General features: G+C 69.4%; 18 protein-coding genes. 14 read left to right on the forward strand and 4 right to left on the reverse strand.

What is annotated here, in order from left to right; all coding sequences use genetic code 11:
- Window positions 1–31 precede the first annotated feature (31 nt).
- The 3 genes from argH (at window position 32) to OG609_RS33260 (ending at window position 3602) form a co-directional block, all read left to right on the forward strand.
- On the forward strand, window positions 32–1465 hold the full coding sequence (argH, locus tag OG609_RS33250; protein ID WP_327276212.1) for an argininosuccinate lyase: 1434 nt from the start codon (window positions 32–34) through the stop codon (window positions 1463–1465).
- 124 nt (window positions 1466–1589) lie between these two features.
- The gene (locus OG609_RS33255) at window positions 1590–2600 is read left to right on the forward strand and encodes an aldo/keto reductase (protein ID WP_327276213.1); all 1011 of its coding nucleotides are present in this window, start codon (window positions 1590–1592) and stop codon (window positions 2598–2600) included.
- Between the two features lie 102 nt (window positions 2601–2702).
- Entirely contained in the window at window positions 2703–3602 is a 900-nt protein-coding gene (locus OG609_RS33260; RefSeq protein ID WP_327276214.1) for a sigma-70 family RNA polymerase sigma factor, read from the forward strand.
- A gap of 27 nt (window positions 3603–3629) precedes the next feature.
- On the opposite strand, the gene OG609_RS33265 is transcribed toward OG609_RS33260, so the two are convergent.
- Entirely contained in the window at window positions 3630–4154 is a 525-nt protein-coding gene (locus OG609_RS33265) for a hypothetical protein (protein WP_327276216.1), read from the reverse strand.
- Between the two features lie 81 nt (window positions 4155–4235).
- Here OG609_RS33265 and OG609_RS33270 point away from each other — a divergent pair, with 81 nt between their 5' ends.
- A complete protein-coding gene (locus OG609_RS33270) occupies window positions 4236–4787 on the forward strand; it encodes a TetR/AcrR family transcriptional regulator (RefSeq protein ID WP_327276217.1) in 552 nt (183 codons plus the stop codon).
- Window positions 4784–6328, forward strand: a complete 1545-nt coding sequence (locus tag OG609_RS33275; RefSeq protein ID WP_327276218.1) for an MFS transporter — start codon at window positions 4784–4786, stop codon at window positions 6326–6328. Before OG609_RS33270 ends, OG609_RS33275 begins: the two co-directional genes overlap by 4 nt.
- 114 nt (window positions 6329–6442) lie before the next feature.
- On the opposite strand, the gene OG609_RS33280 is transcribed toward OG609_RS33275, so the two are convergent.
- Window positions 6443–7114, reverse strand: coding sequence for a lysophospholipid acyltransferase family protein (locus OG609_RS33280; protein ID WP_327276219.1), 672 nt, complete (start codon window positions 7112–7114; stop codon window positions 6443–6445).
- A 234-nt stretch (window positions 7115–7348) separates the two neighbouring features.
- Here OG609_RS33280 and OG609_RS33285 point away from each other — a divergent pair, with 234 nt between their 5' ends.
- The 3 genes from OG609_RS33285 (at window position 7349) to OG609_RS33295 (ending at window position 9740) form a co-directional block, all read left to right on the forward strand.
- Window positions 7349–8539, forward strand: a complete 1191-nt coding sequence (locus OG609_RS33285) for a glycerophosphodiester phosphodiesterase (protein WP_327276220.1) — start codon at window positions 7349–7351, stop codon at window positions 8537–8539.
- A 94-nt stretch (window positions 8540–8633) separates the two neighbouring features.
- Entirely contained in the window at window positions 8634–9200 is a 567-nt protein-coding gene (locus tag OG609_RS33290) for a sigma-70 family RNA polymerase sigma factor (protein WP_327276221.1), read from the forward strand.
- Between the two features lie 36 nt (window positions 9201–9236).
- The gene (locus OG609_RS33295; RefSeq protein WP_327276222.1) at window positions 9237–9740 is read left to right on the forward strand and encodes a GNAT family N-acetyltransferase; all 504 of its coding nucleotides are present in this window, start codon (window positions 9237–9239) and stop codon (window positions 9738–9740) included.
- Window positions 9741–9765: 25 nt separating this feature from the next.
- Here the strand turns inward: OG609_RS33295 and OG609_RS33300 are convergent, their stop codons facing one another.
- Both OG609_RS33300 and OG609_RS33305 read right to left on the reverse strand, forming a co-directional pair.
- Complete coding sequence (locus OG609_RS33300; protein ID WP_327276223.1) at window positions 9766–10203, reverse strand: hypothetical protein; 438 nt, start codon at window positions 10201–10203, stop codon at window positions 9766–9768.
- A gap of 2 nt (window positions 10204–10205) precedes the next feature.
- Complete coding sequence (locus tag OG609_RS33305; RefSeq protein ID WP_072484474.1) at window positions 10206–10565, reverse strand: hypothetical protein; 360 nt, start codon at window positions 10563–10565, stop codon at window positions 10206–10208.
- Window positions 10566–10657: 92 nt separating this feature from the next.
- On the opposite strand from OG609_RS33305, the gene OG609_RS33310 reads away from it, so the two are divergent.
- The 6 genes from OG609_RS33310 to cbiE all read left to right on the forward strand — a co-directional run bounded on the left by OG609_RS33310 (window position 10658) and on the right by cbiE (window position 16505).
- Window positions 10658–11305, forward strand: a complete 648-nt coding sequence (locus OG609_RS33310; protein WP_327276224.1) for an HAD family hydrolase — start codon at window positions 10658–10660, stop codon at window positions 11303–11305.
- 394 nt (window positions 11306–11699) lie between these two features.
- Window positions 11700–12761: a methionine ABC transporter ATP-binding protein gene (locus tag OG609_RS33315; RefSeq protein ID WP_327276225.1), complete on the forward strand. Its 1062-nt coding sequence runs from the start codon at window positions 11700–11702 to the stop codon at window positions 12759–12761.
- Window positions 12758–13429: a methionine ABC transporter permease gene (locus tag OG609_RS33320; RefSeq protein ID WP_327276226.1), complete on the forward strand. Its 672-nt coding sequence runs from the start codon at window positions 12758–12760 to the stop codon at window positions 13427–13429. The genes OG609_RS33315 and OG609_RS33320 overlap by 4 nt, the downstream gene beginning before the upstream one ends.
- A gap of 73 nt (window positions 13430–13502) precedes the next feature.
- On the forward strand, window positions 13503–14369 hold the full coding sequence (locus OG609_RS33325; protein ID WP_327276227.1) for a MetQ/NlpA family ABC transporter substrate-binding protein: 867 nt from the start codon (window positions 13503–13505) through the stop codon (window positions 14367–14369).
- Between the two features lie 103 nt (window positions 14370–14472).
- Entirely contained in the window at window positions 14473–15159 is a 687-nt protein-coding gene (locus tag OG609_RS33330) for a GNAT family N-acetyltransferase (RefSeq protein WP_327276228.1), read from the forward strand.
- Window positions 15160–15266: 107 nt separating this feature from the next.
- Window positions 15267–16505 (forward strand): precorrin-6y C5,15-methyltransferase (decarboxylating) subunit CbiE, encoded by a 1239-nt coding sequence (gene cbiE, locus OG609_RS33335; protein ID WP_327276229.1) that lies wholly within the window; start codon window positions 15267–15269, stop codon window positions 16503–16505.
- Window positions 16506–16838: the final 333 nt, after the last annotated feature.

Consider the following 16838-nt stretch of genomic DNA (forward strand, 5'->3'; position numbering starts at 1 on the left):
CCACCCCCCTTGTTCTTCCGAGGAGCACGCAGTGAGCAACGGCAACGGCAACAGCGACGTACGCCTCTGGGGCGCCCGCTTCGCCGACGGTCCGGCCGAGGCGCTGGCCAAACTGTCCGCCTCCGTCCACTTCGACTGGCGGCTCGCGCCGTACGACATCGCCGGCTCCCGCGCCCACGCGCGAGTGCTGAACAAGGCGGGCCTGCTCACCGAGGACGAGCTGAACCGCATGATCGCCGGGCTCGACCAACTCGAAGCCGATGTCGCCGACGGCTCGTTCACCGGCACCGTCGCCGACGAGGACGTCCACACCGCGCTGGAGCGCGGCCTGCTTGAGCGCCTCGGCCCGGACCTCGGTGGCAAGCTGCGGGCCGGCCGGTCCCGGAACGACCAGATCGCCACGCTCTTCCGGATGTACCTGCGTGACCACGCCCGGATCATCGGCGGTCTGATCGCCGAGCTGCAGGGCGCCCTGGTCGGCCTCGCCGAGGCGCATCCGGACGTCGCGATGCCCGGTCGTACGCATCTGCAGCACGCCCAGCCGGTGCTCTTCGCCCATCACGTCCTGGCCCATGCGCAGTCCCTCTCCCGGGACGCCGAGCGGCTGCGTCAGTGGGACGAGCGGACCGCCGTCTCCCCGTACGGCTCCGGCGCGCTGGCCGGGTCGTCCCTCGGGCTGGACCCGGAGGCGGTCGCCGCCGACCTCGGCTTCGAGCACGGCTCCGTCGCCAACTCCATCGACGGCACGGCCTCCCGCGACTTCGCCGCCGAGTTCGCGTTCATCACCGCGATGATCGGTGTCAACCTCTCCCGGATCGCGGAGGAGGTCATCATCTGGAACACGAAGGAGTTCTCCTTCGTCACCCTGCACGACGCCTTCTCCACCGGCTCCTCGATCATGCCGCAGAAGAAGAACCCGGACATCGCCGAGCTGGCCCGCGGCAAGTCCGGCCGGCTGATCGGGAACCTGACGGGCCTGATGGCCACGCTGAAGGCGCTCCCGCTCGCGTACAACCGCGACCTCCAGGAGGACAAGGAGCCGGTCTTCGACTCCTGTGACCAGCTCGAAGTCCTGCTGCCCGCCTTCACCGGAATGATGGCCACGCTCACCGTCAACCGCGAGCGCATGGAGGAGCTGGCCCCGGCCGGCTTCTCGCTCGCCACCGACATCGCCGAGTGGCTGGTCAAGCAGGGCGTGCCGTTCCGCGTCGCGCACGAGGTCGCGGGCGAGTGCGTCAAGGAGTGCGAGCAGCAGGGTATCGAGCTCGACGAGCTGACCGACGAGCAGTTCGCGAAGATCTCCGAGCACCTCACACCCGAGGTCCGTACGGTCCTCAATGTGGCCGGTGCGCTCGCGTCCCGCAGCGGCCGCGGCGGTACGGCCCCGTCGGCCGTGGCCGTACAGCTGACCGAGGTCAAGGCCGACCTCGCCGTTCAGCAGGCGTGGGCCACCGCGAAGAACTGACGGCGCGGACCGGCAGCGCCGAAGGCGAATCGAGGCGGGGAGCGGCCGTACGCTCCCCGCCTTCCGGTTTTCCCGAGCTGGGTTACGTTGACGGGGAGCGCACCCGATCGACGAGGAGCCCATGATGCCTTTCGCCCTTCCCCGAGCTCTCGGCTTCGCTCGACCAGGGGAGGCCCCATCGGCCGCAGCGACTACCCCGACCGCCCACATCGGCCTCGGCCTGGCAGCGGTCGGCAGGCCCGGCTACATCAACCTCCACCGCGACCGTGATCTGCCCGGTGACCGCAGTGTCGAGGCGCTGCGCGAGCGCACCCACGAGCTGCTGGATGCCGCCTATGCCCAGGGCGTCCGCTACTTCGACGCGGCCCGCTCCTACGGCCGTTCGGAGGAGTTCCTCGCCGAGTGGCTGACGGCGCACCCGGAAGTGCGCGATGTCGTCATCGGCAGCAAGTGGGGCTACACCTACACCGCCGACTGGAGCGTCGAAGCCGACGTACACGAGGTCAAGGACCACAGCCTCGCCACGTTCGAACGCCAGCGCGCAGAGACCGACGCACTGCTCGGTGAACGCCTCGACCTCTACCAGATCCACTCGGTGACCGCCGACAGCCCGGCCCTCACCGACAAGGATCTGCACGCACGGCTTGCCGCACTCGCCGCGGAGGGGGTCGGTGTCGGCCTGTCCACGAGCGGACCCGCCCAGGCCGACGCCATCCGGGCCGCTCTTGCCGTCACGGTCGACGGCGAGCCGCTCTTCCGTACGGTCCAGGCCACCTACAACGCCCTGGAGACCTCGGCCGGAGCGGCGCTCGCCGAGGCCCATGACGCCGGGCTCACCGTGATCGTCAAGGAAGCCATGGCCAACGGCCGGCTCGCCGGAACGGAAGCCCCCGCCGTTGTCCAGGAGATCGCCGCCGAGGCCGGCCTGGGCAGTGACGCGATCGCCCTGGCGCTCGTACTGCACCAGCCGTGGGCCGGTGTGGTGCTCTCCGGTGCGGCGACCGTCAACCAGCTCGCCGGAAACCTGCACGCGGCTGTTGTCGACCTCGACGAGGAGCGGCGCGCCGGGCTCGACGCGCTCGTGGAGGAGCCGGAGGCGTACTGGCGTCATCGCGCCGGGCTGCCGTGGAGCTGAGCGGGCGCGCCCGGCGCCGGTGAAGCGGCGCTGATCCACCTGTCACATCTACGAGATCCGGTTCGTCATCGCATTGGCGGAACACTACGGAGGAATGTGACTGTGGACGGAATCGAGTTCCTGGCAGAACGCTTCGAGGAGAACCGGACTCAGCTGAAGGCCGTGGCCTACCGGATGCTCGGCTCGGCGAGCGAGGCGGAGGATGCGGTCCAGGAAGCCTGGATCCGGCTCAGCCGCTCCGACAGCCGGGCGATCGAGAACCTGGGCGGCTGGCTGACGACGGTCGTCGGGCGGGTGTGTCTGGACATGCTCCGCTCACGCCGCTCCCGCCGCGAGGATCCCCTCGACACACGGGCACCCGAGGCACACGCCTCCGAACCGGCGTTCGGCACTCAGCCGGATGCCGATCCCGAGCAGCAGGCCCTGTTGGCCGACTCGGTCGGTCTCGCGATGCTGGTCGTCCTCGAAACGCTCGACCCCGCCGAGCGGCTCGCCTTCGTACTGCACGACATGTTCGCCGTGCCCTTCGACGAGGTCGCCCGCATCGTGGACCGCACCCCGGCCGCGGCCCGGCAGCTCGCCAGCCGGGCCCGTCGCCGGGTGCAGGGGGTGGACCCGGATCCGGATCCCGATCTCACCCGCAAGCGCGCGGTTGTCGACGCCTTCCTGGCCGCCGCCCGCGGCGGTGACTTCGAGGCCCTCGTCGCCGTGCTCGACCCGGACGTGGTGGCGCGCTCCGACATCGGCGCCGGTGGTGTCGGTGCGCCGTCCCTGGTGCGGGGCGCCCCGGTCGTGGCCCGTCAGGCGATGATGTTCGCGCCGTTCGCCCAGTCGTCGCAGCCGGCACTGGTCGACGGGAACCTGGCCGTCATCTCCACGCGCGAGGGCCGGCGGTTCTCGGTCATGATCTTCACGATCGCGCGGGGGAAGGTCGCCGAGATGTCCGTGATCAACGATCCGGCCCGCCTCCCCGACCTGGATCTGACCGTCCTCAACGACTGACCCTGGGCGGGCGGCCGTACTGCGCGCTCAAGTTCCGCCGCCCCGGCGGCCGTCCGCCCACTCGGCCAGCCTCTCGAAATCGGCCGGCCGCAGTCCGATCCGCGGGTCGATCCACATCAGCAACGTCTCGGTCGCCCCCTGTCCCGCGATCCACTCCCGGTCCTGCTCGGCGATCTCGTCGTCGACCCAGGCGAACGGCCGGCCGGCCGCGTACTCCACGATGTACTGCGTCTTCCAGTACGTACCGTCCGGTGCGCCGCCAAGCATCGACGGCCAGTCGATGTACGGCAGCGGGGGCAGCCCGAGCCGCGGCCCGATCCACTCGTTGGCCTCGTCCTTCCAGGTCGTCGCCCAGACCAGTTCGTAACGGCCGGCGAGGGCCAGCAGCGCCTGGCCGTGCTCCGGGTTGAGCAGGACGGGCAGCGGCATCCCGTAGTCCCACCCCGTCGGCCGCATCAGATGCAGCGCATAGCCGACCGGGACCCGGCGGCGCATCAGTGCCGCGTACGGATTGAGCGGACCGTCGATGTCGATCAGCAGCAGCGGCTTCATGCCGACATCGTCCTCTCTCCCGTCCGCGGAGCCAGAGCGTCCGATGAGACATTCTTGTCTCATATGGTTTATCGTTGTCTCATGACTCTCGACCGTGAGCAGGTGCTGCGCAGCGCTGCCGCCCTGCTGACCCGTAAATCGACCGCCACCATGGACGAGGTCGCCAGAGCCGCAGGCATCGGACGCGCCACCCTGCACCGGCACTTCGCCGGACGGGACGCCCTGGTCAAAGCGTTGGAGAACCTGGGAATCCAGGAGTTCGAAGCCGCCCTGGACGCCGCCGCGCTCGACGAGGGGAGCTGCGAGGAGGCGCTGCGCCGACTCGTCGCGGCCGTCGAGCCGAGCGCCGGACTGCTCTCCTTCCTCGTCACCGAGAACCAGCTCTTCGAGGGCGACGAGGTGAACGAAGGCTGGAACCGGCTCGACGCCCGGGTCTCTGCCCTGTTCCGGCGCGGCCAGGAGCGCGGCGAGTTCCGCATCGACCTCACCCCCGCCTGGCTGACCGAGGCCCTCTACGGACTCGTCTCCAGCGGCGCCTGGGCCGTCCAGGTGGGCCGGGTCGCCGGGCAGGACTTCCAATACATGATCGTCGAGTTGCTGCTCGGCGGTGCACGCCGGAGCGTGGAGCAATGAGCAGTCTCGAACAGCATGCGGAAACCTCCCAAGAGCTGCGCAGCCCGGGGCGGTGGATCGCCCTGGCCGTCCTCGTCCTCGCTGTGCTGCTTGTGGCCGTGGACGCCACAGTCCTCGGCCTCGCCACCCCCTTCCTCACCGAGGACCTCAAGCCGTCCGGTACCCAGCTGCTCTGGATCGGCGACGTCTACTCCTTCGTCATCGCCGGGCTCCTCGTCTCCATGGGCAGCCTCGGTGACCGCATCGGCCGCAAGAAACTGCTGCTGACCGGTGCCGTCGCCTTCGGCGCGGTGTCCGTACTCAACGCCTACGCGAGCACGCCCGAGATGATGATCCTGGCGCGGGCGCTGCTCGGTGTCGCCGGTGCCACCCTGATGCCGTCCACGCTCGCCCTGATCCGCAACCTCTTCCACGATCCGCGCGAGCGCAGCCTCGCCATCGGTATCTGGGGAGCCATGGCCTCCGCGGGTGCGGCCGTCGGCCCCGTCGTCGGCGGCTTCCTCCTGGAGCACTTCTGGTGGGGCTCGGTCTTCCTGATCAACCTGCCGGTCATGGCCGTTCTCGTGGTCGTCGGCATCAAAATGATCCCCGAGTCGAAGAATCCGGCACCGGGCCCGTGGGACCTCGTCAGCGTGGCGCTCTCCTTCATCGGCATGATCGGAGTCGTATACGCCGTCAAGGAGCTGGCCGCGCACGGCGCGGGCTGGGAGGTCGCCGTCGCGGGCATCGGCGGCATGGCCGCGCTCTGCTGGTTCGTACGCAGACAACTCACGCTCCCCGCGCCCCTGCTGGACATGCGGCTCTTCCACCACCGGGGCTTCTCGGGTGCGGTCCTCGCCGATCTGCTGACCATCCTCGGCCTGTCCGGGCTCGTCTTCTTCCTCTCCCAGTTCCTGCAACTGGTACAGGGACGCGGGCCGCTGGAGGCCGGGCTCGCCGAACTGCCCGCGGCCGTCGGTGCGGTCACCGCGGGTCTGATCGCCGGCCTGGCGGCCCGGCGCTACTCGGTGCGGTCGGTGGTGTCCGGCGGTCTCGGGGCGATCGGCCTGGCGCTCGCCGCGGTCACCCTGATTCACAAGGAGACCGCCTATCCGCTGATCGGCGCGGTGCTGCTGGTCGTCGGCGTCGGTGCGGGCTTCGCCTTCACCGTCACCTCCGATGTGATTCTCTCCAGCGTCCCGAAGGAGCAGGCAGGCTCCGCGGGCGCGGTCTCCGAGACGGCGTACGAACTCGGTGCGGCCCTCGGCATCGCCCTGCTCGGCTCCATCGTCACCGGCGTCTACCAGGACTTCGCCACCCCGAAGGGCGTCCCGTCCGTCAACGCCGCAGCGGCCCATGAGTCGCTGGGCGGCGCCGTCGAAGCGGCCCACGGCCTTCCGGCGCAGCAGGCGGGCGCGCTGGTCTCCGCGGCACAGGAGTCGTTCGTCGACGGACTGCGGCTCGCGGCGGGGGCCGGCGCGACGGTCCTGCTGGCGACGGCCGTCGCCGCCTGGTTCCTGTTGCGCGGTCAGAAGCTGGAGGACGGCATCGTCCACCAGTAGCCGCCCGCGCCTTGGGCCGTACGAGTTGTCATGACATACGGAAGGGCCCGTACCCCACCAACCGGCGGTTTCTGGGGTACGGGCCCTTCCGTATGTCATGCGCCGCGCGTCAGCTCACGCGGCCTTGGCCTTCGTCGCATACATGTCGACGTACTCCTGACCCGACAGCCGCATCACCTCGGCCATCACGGAGTCGGTCACCGCCCGCAGCACATAGCGGTCGCGGTCCATGCCCTCGTAGCGGGAGAACTCCATCGGAGCGCCGAAACGGACCGTCACCTTGCCGGGACGGGGCACACCGGTGCCACCGGGCTGCAGCTTGTCCGTACCGATCATCGCGAACGGCACCACCGGCGCACCCGTCATCAGCGTCAGCCGGGCGATGCCCGTACGGCCCCGGTAGAGGCGGCCGTCGGGGGAGCGGGTGCCCTCCGGGTAGATGGCGAACGCCTTGCCCTCCTCCAGCACCCGACGGCCCGTCATCAGCGCCGCGACACCGCCGCGGCCGCCGTCCCGGTCCACCGGGATCATGCCGCAGCCCGTGAAGAACCAGGCCATCGCCCGGCCCTTGAGCCCCTTGCCCGTCACGTACTCGTCCTTGCCGATGTAGGAAACCTGCCGGTCGCAGCAGATCGGCATGATCATCGAGTCGATGAACGTCAGATGATTGCCCGCGAGGATCACCGGACCGTCCCCGGGAATGTTTTCCACACCCTCCACCTGGGGGCGGAACATCAGACGCAAGATCGGTCCGAGCACTGCCTTGATGAGTGCGTGTCGGGACAACGGTTCCTCCGGTGTAGTGGCCGGGCCGGCCGGGGCGCGGGATCGTGACGGTCCATGCAGGTGAGGACGATACTCGCGGGTACTCGCCCCTCGCACATCGGGTTCATCGAGCGGATACGCAGTGTTGACGTGTGTTTCCGCCAAGTTCGTCCAGGAGCTGCTCCTACGACGGTACGACTCCATACGCTCGGTCCTCGCCCGACAGGTGCGAGACATCACACGCGAGGAGCATTCATGACAGAGCGCGCACAGGCAGGTCCCGGCCGCAGAACCCTGCTGGGAGCGGGGGCCGCCGTACTGGGCACGGCCGCCCTCGGACTGGCCGGCGGACCGGCCGACGCCGCCGGGAACGCTGCCGGAAACGCCTCCGAGCGGTCCGGAGGCCACGGCGGGGGCCACGGCTTCCGCCTCGACCTGCCGGTGCCCACCGTCATAGGACACCGCGGCACCAGCGGCTACCGGCCCGAGCACACCCTCGGCTCCTACCAGCTGGCCCTCGACATGGGCGCGCACATCATCGAGCAGGACCTGGTGCCGACCAAGGACGGCCATCTCGTCTGCCGTCACGAGAACGACATCACCGCCACCACCGATGTCTCCGCCCACCCCGAGTTCGCGAGCCGCAGAACCACGAAGAAGGTCGACGGGGTCTCTCTCACCGGCTGGTTCACCGAGGACTTCACCCTCGCCGAGCTGAAGACGCTCCGCGCCAAGGAGCGCATCCCCGGCACCCGTCAGAAGAACACGCTCTACGACGGCCGCTGGGAGGTACCCACGTTCGAAGAGGTGCTCCAGTGGGCCGACCGCGAGGGCCGCAAGCGCGGCAAGCCGGTCTGGCTGTACGTCGAGACCAAGCACCCCACGTACTTCCGCGGCCTCGGCCTCGGACTCGAGGAGCCACTCGCCAAGCTGCTGCGCCGCTACAACCGCCACCGCAAGCAGTCGCCGCTCGTCCTCCAGTCCTTCGAGCCCGGCAGCATCCAGCGGCTGGCCGGACTCGTCGCCACCCCGCGCGTCGTACTGCTCTCCGGCGCGGGCGAGCGCCCCTGGGACTTCGTGACGTCCGGAGATCCGCGTACCGTCGCCGACCTGGTGAAGCCCGAGGGCCTGAAGTGGATGGCGTCCTTCGCACAGGGCATCGGACCCACTCTGGACCTGATCATTCCCAAGGACGCCTCGGGCCGGCTCACCGCACCGACCACCCTGGTGAAGGATGCGCACGCCCAGGGCCTGGTCCTCCACCCGTACACCATGCGCAACGAGAACTCCTTCCTCCCTGCCGACTTCCGACGCGGCACGGACCCCAACGCGTACGGTGACGCATTCGGCGCGTTCCAGGCCTACTTCGCGACGGGCATCGACGGGATCTTCTCCGACAATCCAGACACCGCTCTTCTCGCTGCGGCGGACTTCACCGCGAAGTGACACCGGCGTCAGCACCCGGCCGGGGCGTGCCCCGGTCGGGTGGTGCTCGCCGGCTACGGCAACCGGCCGTCGGCACAGGTGCGTCGGCCGGGGCATGACGCTTATCGATCTTGCCCCCATGGGGACCGCCGTCGGCCCTGCGGCGGTCGTCCATTCCCTGTATCCACTGGTGAGTGCCGAGGCCGCGGCCGAGGCGGCAGCCTCGGCAACGGGCGCGGCGATCGAAACCGCCGATCTCGAACAGGCCGTCTGGCTACGGCTGCTGGAGCGGCTCGCGCAGGACGGGCCGCCGGTGGACACGGCGCGCTGGGTGCGGGACGCCGTACGGGCGGAGGCCCGCAGGGCCCGCCGTACCGCCCGGCGCGAACGCCCTTACCGTGACGAGACCTCCGCGGATCCGGCCGGCTGCCCGGAGCGGATCGCCGTCGGCGCCGACGAACGCCGGGCGCTGCGTGCCGCGGTGGAACGGCTGCCCGGCCGGTGCGCCCGGCTGCTGGCGGCGATGCTCGCGCCCAGTGATCCCACCTACCGGGAAATCGCAGGGAAGTTGGGTATGTCACAGGGGAGTTTGGGTCCGATCCGTTCCCGATGCCTTGGATGTCTGCGCAGAATGCTCGCGGCGGAGGTTGTAGCTCCTGAACTGCGGGGAAAGGAGCGTTAGACAACCGGTGGATCAGGTGGGCGGAGGCATGCGCACATGGGCATGAGCGTGATCATCTCGGCAGCGGCGGCACAGGACGCCGAGCAGATCTTGAAACTTCAGTACCTCTGCTTCCAGAGCGAGGCGGAGCTGTACGGGAACTACCGGATCGACCCGCTCGTCCAGACCCTCGATTCGGTGCGCGCGGAGATCGCCACGAATCTGGTGTTCGTGGCGCGGCTGGGGGACGAAGTCGTCGGCTCGGTCCGTGGATCCACCGATCAGGACGGCACCGGTCAGATCGCGAGGCTCTGCGTCCACCCGCGGCTCCAGGGGCACGGGCTCGGCGCCCGGCTGCTGCGGGCCGCGGAGTCGGGACTCGTCGACGAGCGGTCGGCCACTCGCTTCCGGCTGCACACCGGCCATCGCAGCGAGGGCAATCTGCGGCTCTACCAGCGGGCGGGTTACGCCCTCGTGGGCAACGAGACCGGCCGGGACGGGGTCCGGATGATCCTGCTGGAGAAGGACGCGACCGCCCCCGCCTATGTGGCCAGCGCGTAGGGCCGGTTACGCATTCTCGCTCCGCCTACGCGTTTCTCGCCCGGCGCAGCCACATCATCCCGGTGATCGGCAGGATCACCGGGATGAACAGATAGCCCATACCGAAGTCGGACCAGACGGTGGCGTCCGCGAACGCCGAGGGCTCCACCATCGTCCAGGTCCCCACGACCAGCACACCCAGGAGCTCGGCGGCGCAGCACACCAGCGCCGACCTGCGTGCCTTCTCGCCGCCGCGCACCAGCGAGTACGTGATGAATCCGTACACGAGGGCGGCGACGGCCGACAGCGCATAGGCGAGCGGCGCCTTGTCGAAGTCCAGGATCATCTGGACGATCGAGCGGGAGGCCGCCGCGACGGTGAACACCCCGTAGAACCAGACCAGCACGCGGCCGGGACCGGTGCCGAGGTCGAAGGGCTGCTTCTCGCCGGTGGCCGCCGCGGGGGTGCGATCGGTGTCGGTCACGGTCAGTTTCCCCAGATGTCGTAGAGCCGAACTTCAAGGACGGCCAGCACGACCGCCCCCGCCGCCACCGTCACCGAACCCCATCGGGTCCGCTCGGTGAGCGACAGGAAACCGGCCGCGGGCACGGCGAGGAAGGCACCGATCAGATACGCGATGAAGATCGTCATGCCCTGCTCGGGCCGTTCGCCCCGGGACAGCTGCACGATGCCCACCACCAGCTGGGCCAGCGCCAGCAGGGAGACCACTGCCATCCCGATGAAGTGCCAGTCCTTGGTCGGCTGGTCCCGGTATGCGGCGAATCCGCACCAGGCGGCGAGGGCGAGCGCGGTCACGGCGACCGCGACCGTCAGGGCGTCAAGCATGAGGTGAGGGTATTACGGACCAAAAGGCCCCCTGCGTGCGCCCCCGTACCCGGAGGACATGGCCCGAGGACAAGGCCCTAGTGTCGATGCACATGAAGATCCATGCCGAAGCCCTGCTGTTCGACAACGACGGAACACTGCTCTCCTCGATCGAGTCGGTCTACCGCTGCTGGACCCGGTGGGCCCAGGAGTACGGGATCACGGCGGAGGACTTCCGGGGCATCGAACTGCACGGCCGGACGGCAGGCGAGATCATCGCCGAGCTGCTCCCCGTGGACCGGGTCGACGGGGCCCTGGCCCGTATAGAACAGCTGGAGGTCGAGGACGCCCCCGGCGGAGTCGTGATCCTGCCCGGCACCAAGGAACTGCTCGGTGCGCTGCCCGCGCACCGCTGGGCCGTCGTCACCTCCGCCACCCGACCGCTCGGCGAGGCCCGGCTGCGCGAGGTGGGGATCGACTTCCCCGTGATGATCGCCGCCGAGGACGTCACCCGGGGCAAGCCCGACCCCGAGCCCTATCTCCTGGCCGCCGAGCGCCTCGGGGTAGACCCGGCCCGCTGTGTGGTCTTCGAGGACGCCCCCGCCGGACTGCGGGCCGGACGGGCGGCAGGCATGAAGACCGTGGCCTTGGCCACAACGCACGACCGATCCGAGCTGGACGCGGATGTTGTCATCGATGACCTCTCCGCCGTATCGGTGCAGGTCACAGCCCAGGGCGTGGAAATCACGGCGGCCGGCTGAACCGGATCGCACCGCCATCCACGGCTGTCCGCTATTCGGACAGACGGACGGGGCGGAACGTTACGTCTGTTTTACTTGGGCCATGACCACGACGAGCAACCGCATCCTTGCGACCGAGGCGATCACGACGCCCGGTGCTCGTTGTATGTGTCGAATGCGCGCCTTCTGAGGGCCCCCGCCTGAGCCTCGCGCCCCGAAGCGAGACCGAGCCCGAGCCGTCCGCACCCGGCGGAACGAGCCTGCACGAGCACCGCTGTTCCGGCCACCGCCGCAGCCGGCCGTGCCGAGACCCCCGCTTGGAACGTCCGATCGAAACGTCCAAACAGTCTCATCAGACGAATGCCCCGTGCCCGGCGGACACCGCGCCGCGCACTCGACAGTGACGGAAACCCCTGTGATCACCACTTCGGGCCTCACGAAGGTCTACCAGTCGCGCGGCCGCGAGGTCACCGCCCTGGACGGCGTCGACCTGCACGTCCGCGAGGGCGAGGTGTACGGCGTCATCGGACAGAGCGGCGCCGGAAAATCCTCCCTCATCCGCTGCATCAACCTCCTGGAACGCCCCACCTCCGGCACCGTGACCGTGGCCGGCCAGGACCTCACCGCCCTCGCCGGCCGGGGCCGCCGGGCCGGCAAGGAGCTGCGCGAGGCGCGCAGCCGCATCGGTATGGTCTTCCAGCACTTCAACCTGCTGGCCTCGCGCAACGTCCAGGACAACGTCGAACTCCCGCTGGAGATCCTCGGCGTCTTCGGCAAGGACCGCTCCCGCAAGGCCCTCGAACTCCTCGACCTGGTCGGCCTCGCCGACAAGGCCAAGGCCTACCCCGGCCAGCTCTCGGGCGGGCAGAAGCAGCGCGTCGGCATCGCCCGCGCGCTCGCCGGAGACCCCAAGGTGCTGCTCTCCGACGAGGCGACCTCCGCCCTCGACCCCGAGACCACCCGCTCCGTCCTCCAGCTGTTGCGCGACCTCAACCAGCAGCTCGGCCTGACCGTTCTGCTCATCACGCACGAGATGGACGTCGTCAAGACGATCTGCGACTCGGCCGCGCTGATGCAGCAGGGGCGCATCGTCGAGTCGGGCACCGTCGGTGAACTGCTCGCCACCCCCGGCTCCGAACTGGCCCACGAGCTGTTCCCCGTCGGCGGTACGGCCTCCGGCCCCGATCGCACGGTCGTCGACGTCACGTTCCACGGGGAGGCCGCCACCCAGCCGGTGATCTCCCAGCTCTCCCGTACATACAACATCGACATCTCGATCCTGGGCGCCGCGATGGACACCGTCGGCGGCAACCAGATCGGCCGGATGCGCATCGAGCTGCCCGGCCGCTTCGAGGAGAACGTCGTCCCGATCGGCTTCCTGCGAGAGCAGGGCCTGCAGGCCGAGGTCGTGGAGCACGACGCCGCCTCCATCCCCGTACAGACTCCCGCCCCGCTCACCAAGGAGGTGGCGAAGTGACCTGGTCCGAAATGCAGCCGCTGCTCACCCAGGGAACCATCGACACCCTTTACATGGTGCTCTGGTCCGCGGTCGTCACTGTTCTCGTGGGGCTGCCGCTCGGCGTCCTGCTGGTCCTCACCGACAAGGGCGGACTGCTCCAGAACACCCCGGTGAACAAGGTCATCGGCGTGATCGTGAACATCGGCCGCTCGCTGCCGTTCATCATCCTGCTGATCGCCCTGATCCCCTTCACCACCTGGGTCGTCGGCACCTTCATCGGCCCGACCGCGATGATCGTGCCGCTCGCCGTCGGCGCCATCCCGTTCTTCGCACGGCTCGTCGAGACAGCCGTCCGCGAGGTCGACCACGGGCTCGTCGAGGCCGTCCAGTCGATGGGCGGATCCATCCCGACGATCGTGCGCAAGGTGCTGCTGCCGCAGGCACTGCCCTCGCTCATCTCCGGCGTCACCACCACCGTCATCGTGCTCATCGGCTACTCCGCGATGGCCGGTGCGGTCGGCGGCGAGGGGCTCGGCTCCAAGGCCGTGACCTACGGATTCCAGCGCTTCGACAACCAGTTCATGCTCATCACCGTCGCGCTGCTGATCGTCATCGTGACCGTGATCCAGCTGATCGGCGACGGAGCCGTACGCCTGCTGGCCCGCCGGGGCCGCACCACCACCTGAGACTTCCTCTCCACTCAAGCCCGAACTCCTTGTCCGGGCGCACCACCTTCACCACCAGAAAGAGGCACTTTTCGTGCGTAAGAACATCAAGATCACCGCAGCTGCCGCTGCCACCGCCGCCCTGGCCTTCGGCCTCACCGCCTGCGGCACGTCGTCCGACCCGGCCTCCAAGAGCGAGACCGGTGCCAAGGCCGACACCTCCAAGGCGCTCGTCGTCGCAGCGTCCCCGACGCCGCACGCCGACATCCTGAACTTCGTCAAGAAGAACCTGGCGGCCAAGGCGGGCCTCAAGCTGGAGGTCAAGGAGTTCACGGACTACGTCCTGCCGAACACCGCCACCGAGACCGGCCAGGTCGACGCGAACTTCTTCCAGCACGCGCCGTACCTCGACGACTTCAACAAGAAGAACAACACCCACCTCGTCTCCGTCGGCACCGTCCACCTGGAGCCCCTCGGCCTCTACTCCAAGAAGGTCAAGGCCATCGGTGACATCAAGTCCGGCCAGACCATCGCGGTGCCCAACGACACCACGAACGAGGGCCGGGCCCTCCAGCTGCTCGCCGAGAACGGTCTGATCACCCTCAAGTCCGGCGTCGGTACCGACGCCAAGCTGAGTGACATCACCGACAAGAAGGGCCTGGAGTTCAAGGAGCTGGAGGCCGCAACCGTGCCCCGCGCCCTGAACGATGTGGACGCCGCCGTCATCAACGGCAACTACGCCATCGAGGCCAAGCTCAAGCCCGCCAAGGACTCCCTGGCGCTGGAGAAGGCCGACGGCAACCCGTACGCCAACATCATCGCGGTGAAGAAGGGCAACGAGAAGGACGCCCGCGTCCAGAAGCTCGTGAAGCTCCTCCACTCCGACGAGGTCAAGAAGTTCATCGAGGACACCTACCAGGGCTCAGTCATCCCGGCCTTCGGCACCGCCGCCAAGTCCTGACATCCGTACGTAATTTGTCCGACGAGCCCCGCGCACCCCACCAAGGGGGGCGCGGGGCTCCGTCGTACGGACCCGCCGATGCACAATGCCGGCCCGATGCTGCATGCTGTGCCTTTACACGGTCTTCGGCATGGAGCTGCGCATGACTTCCACCTTTCCGGACATCTCCATCAGCACGGATCGGTTGGTGCTGCGCCCCTTCGACATGGCGGACATCCCCGCGTACATCGAGATGATGAACGATGAACTCGTCACCGCCTGGACCGAGGCTCCTCACCCCTACACCCAGGTCGACGCCGAACGCTGGGTCCGCAGGATCGCACCCGCACAGCGCACCACGGGCGACGGCATCGTCTTCGCCGTCACCGAATTCCTCACCCAGCGACTCGTCGGCTCGGTCCGCCTGCGCAACACCGACTGGCGCACCCTCGCCACCGAGGCCGCGTACATCACCGCCCCCTGGGCACGCGGCGAGGGATACGCCACCGAGTCCATGCTGGCGCTGGCCCAGTGGCTCTTCCGCGACCAGGGCTTCGAGCGCATCGAACTGCGCACCGCCGCCGACAACACCGCCTCCCAGCAGGTCGCCCAGAAGCTCGGCTGCATCAGCGAGGGAGTGTTGCGCAACGCCCGCATAGCGCGCACCCGGACCGAGAACGGTACACACGGAGGCTGGACCGACATCAGGACCGACCTGATCGTCTGGGGCCTGCTTCCCGAGGACCTCGAAGGGGTCGCCGAGCAGCTCGCCGACGCGGGCGGCTACGGCGCCTACAACGACTGGAACTGACCCCTCGAAGGGGTCCTGGCACCGTACTGGTACGGACCGGGTACTCTCACCCTGCCCGCCCTTCACGAACATCCCCACCTGCGACAACTCCAGGAGACTGACGACAGATGGCCGATCGGGTCACCGTGATCGGCTGGGACGGCTCGCCACTGACCGGAGCGGCCACGGCCGCCCTCTCGGCCGCCACGCTCGTCGCCGGAGCCGCCCACCACCTCGCACTCCCCGAAGTCCCGGCGAACGCCGAACGGATCCGCCTGGGCTCCATCGACCTGGCCGCCCGCCGGATCGCCGGACACCGCGGCAGCGCCGTGGTCCTCGCCGACGGAGACCCCGGCTTCTTCGGGGTCGTACGCAATCTCCGCGCACCCGAGCACGGCCTCGAAGTCGAAGTGGTGCCGGCCGTGTCCTCCGTCGCCACCGCGTTCGCTCGGGCCGGGATGCCGTGGGAGGACGCCCAGATCGTCGTCGCCCACCCCCGCACCCTGCGGCGCGCCGTCAACGTCTGCCGCGCCCACCACAAGGTCGCCGTCCTCACCTCGCCCGGCGCCGGCCCCGCCGAACTCGCCCTGCTCCTCGAAGGTGTCCACCGCACCTTCGTCATCTGCGAGGAACTCGGCACCGCACGCGAACAGGTCAGCGTCGTCACATCCGAAAAGGCCGCCGACCACGTCTGGCGCGATCCCAACGTGGTGATCGTCATCGGCGGCGGCCCCGAACCGCAGGCCACCGGCGCCTGGATTGCCGGCCGTCACCCCGCCTACCCCCATGGCGTACGAGGCTGGGCACTGCCCTCTCAGGCATACCCGGGCGGCGCCACGGAGGCCGGGGACGAGAGCGGCGAGGGCGAGTCCCCGGGGCTGCGCGCCGCCCAACTCGCCCGCCTGGGCCCCCGCACCGGAGACCTCCTGTGGGACATCGGCTCCGGCAGCGGGGCCCTGGCGGTGGAGGCCGCCCGTTTCGGGGCGGCGGTCCTGGCGGTCGACAGCGACCCGGCGGCCTGCGCCCGCACCGCGGCGTCGGCCCGGTCCTTCGGAGTCCAGCTCCAGGTTGTCGAGGGCCGGGCGCCCCACGTGCTGGAACGGCTGCCGGAGCCCGATGTCGTACGGATCGGGGGCGGGGGAGTCCCCGTCGTCACCGCCGTCACCGAGCGTCGGCCCGAGCGCATCGTGACCCATGCGTCGACGCGCGACGAGGCCGAGGCACTCGGCGCCGCATTCACCGGGAACGGGTACACCGTCCGGTGTTCGCTCCTCCAGTCCGTCGAACTCGACACGGCCGCATGGTCGGAGTGCGAACGCTCGGTCGTGTTCCTGCTCTCGGCGCTGCGTTCGGACCTCGCCCCCTGACCCGGGCGGCGTACAGCGCGAGGTAGGCTGGCCGATCGTTGCACCGCGGCTGGACGTTCGTCGCTTCGTTCGTCAATGTCCTGAAAAGGGGATCGTTTTGGCCCCCGTTGTGGTACGGCAGAACCGGGGGATGCGCGACGTGGCGCAGTCCACAGCGGGCCGTGGCGAAATGAGCTGCCGCGGCAGCGAACGGCCGCGAGAATGCAGTAAGTCCGCGACCGTTTCGTGCCGCGCGGCGCGCCCGCTCGTTCTTGTTGACGAGCGCCGGCGTGCCGTGGTCGGGCGTCCCGGGCGATGGGCCGAAGGAGCACTGACGATGGGCGAGGGGTACGC

It is taken from the genome of Streptomyces sp. NBC_01224 (assembly GCF_036002945.1).
In the GTDB taxonomy this organism is placed as follows: Bacteria; Actinomycetota; Actinomycetes; order Streptomycetales; family Streptomycetaceae; genus Streptomyces.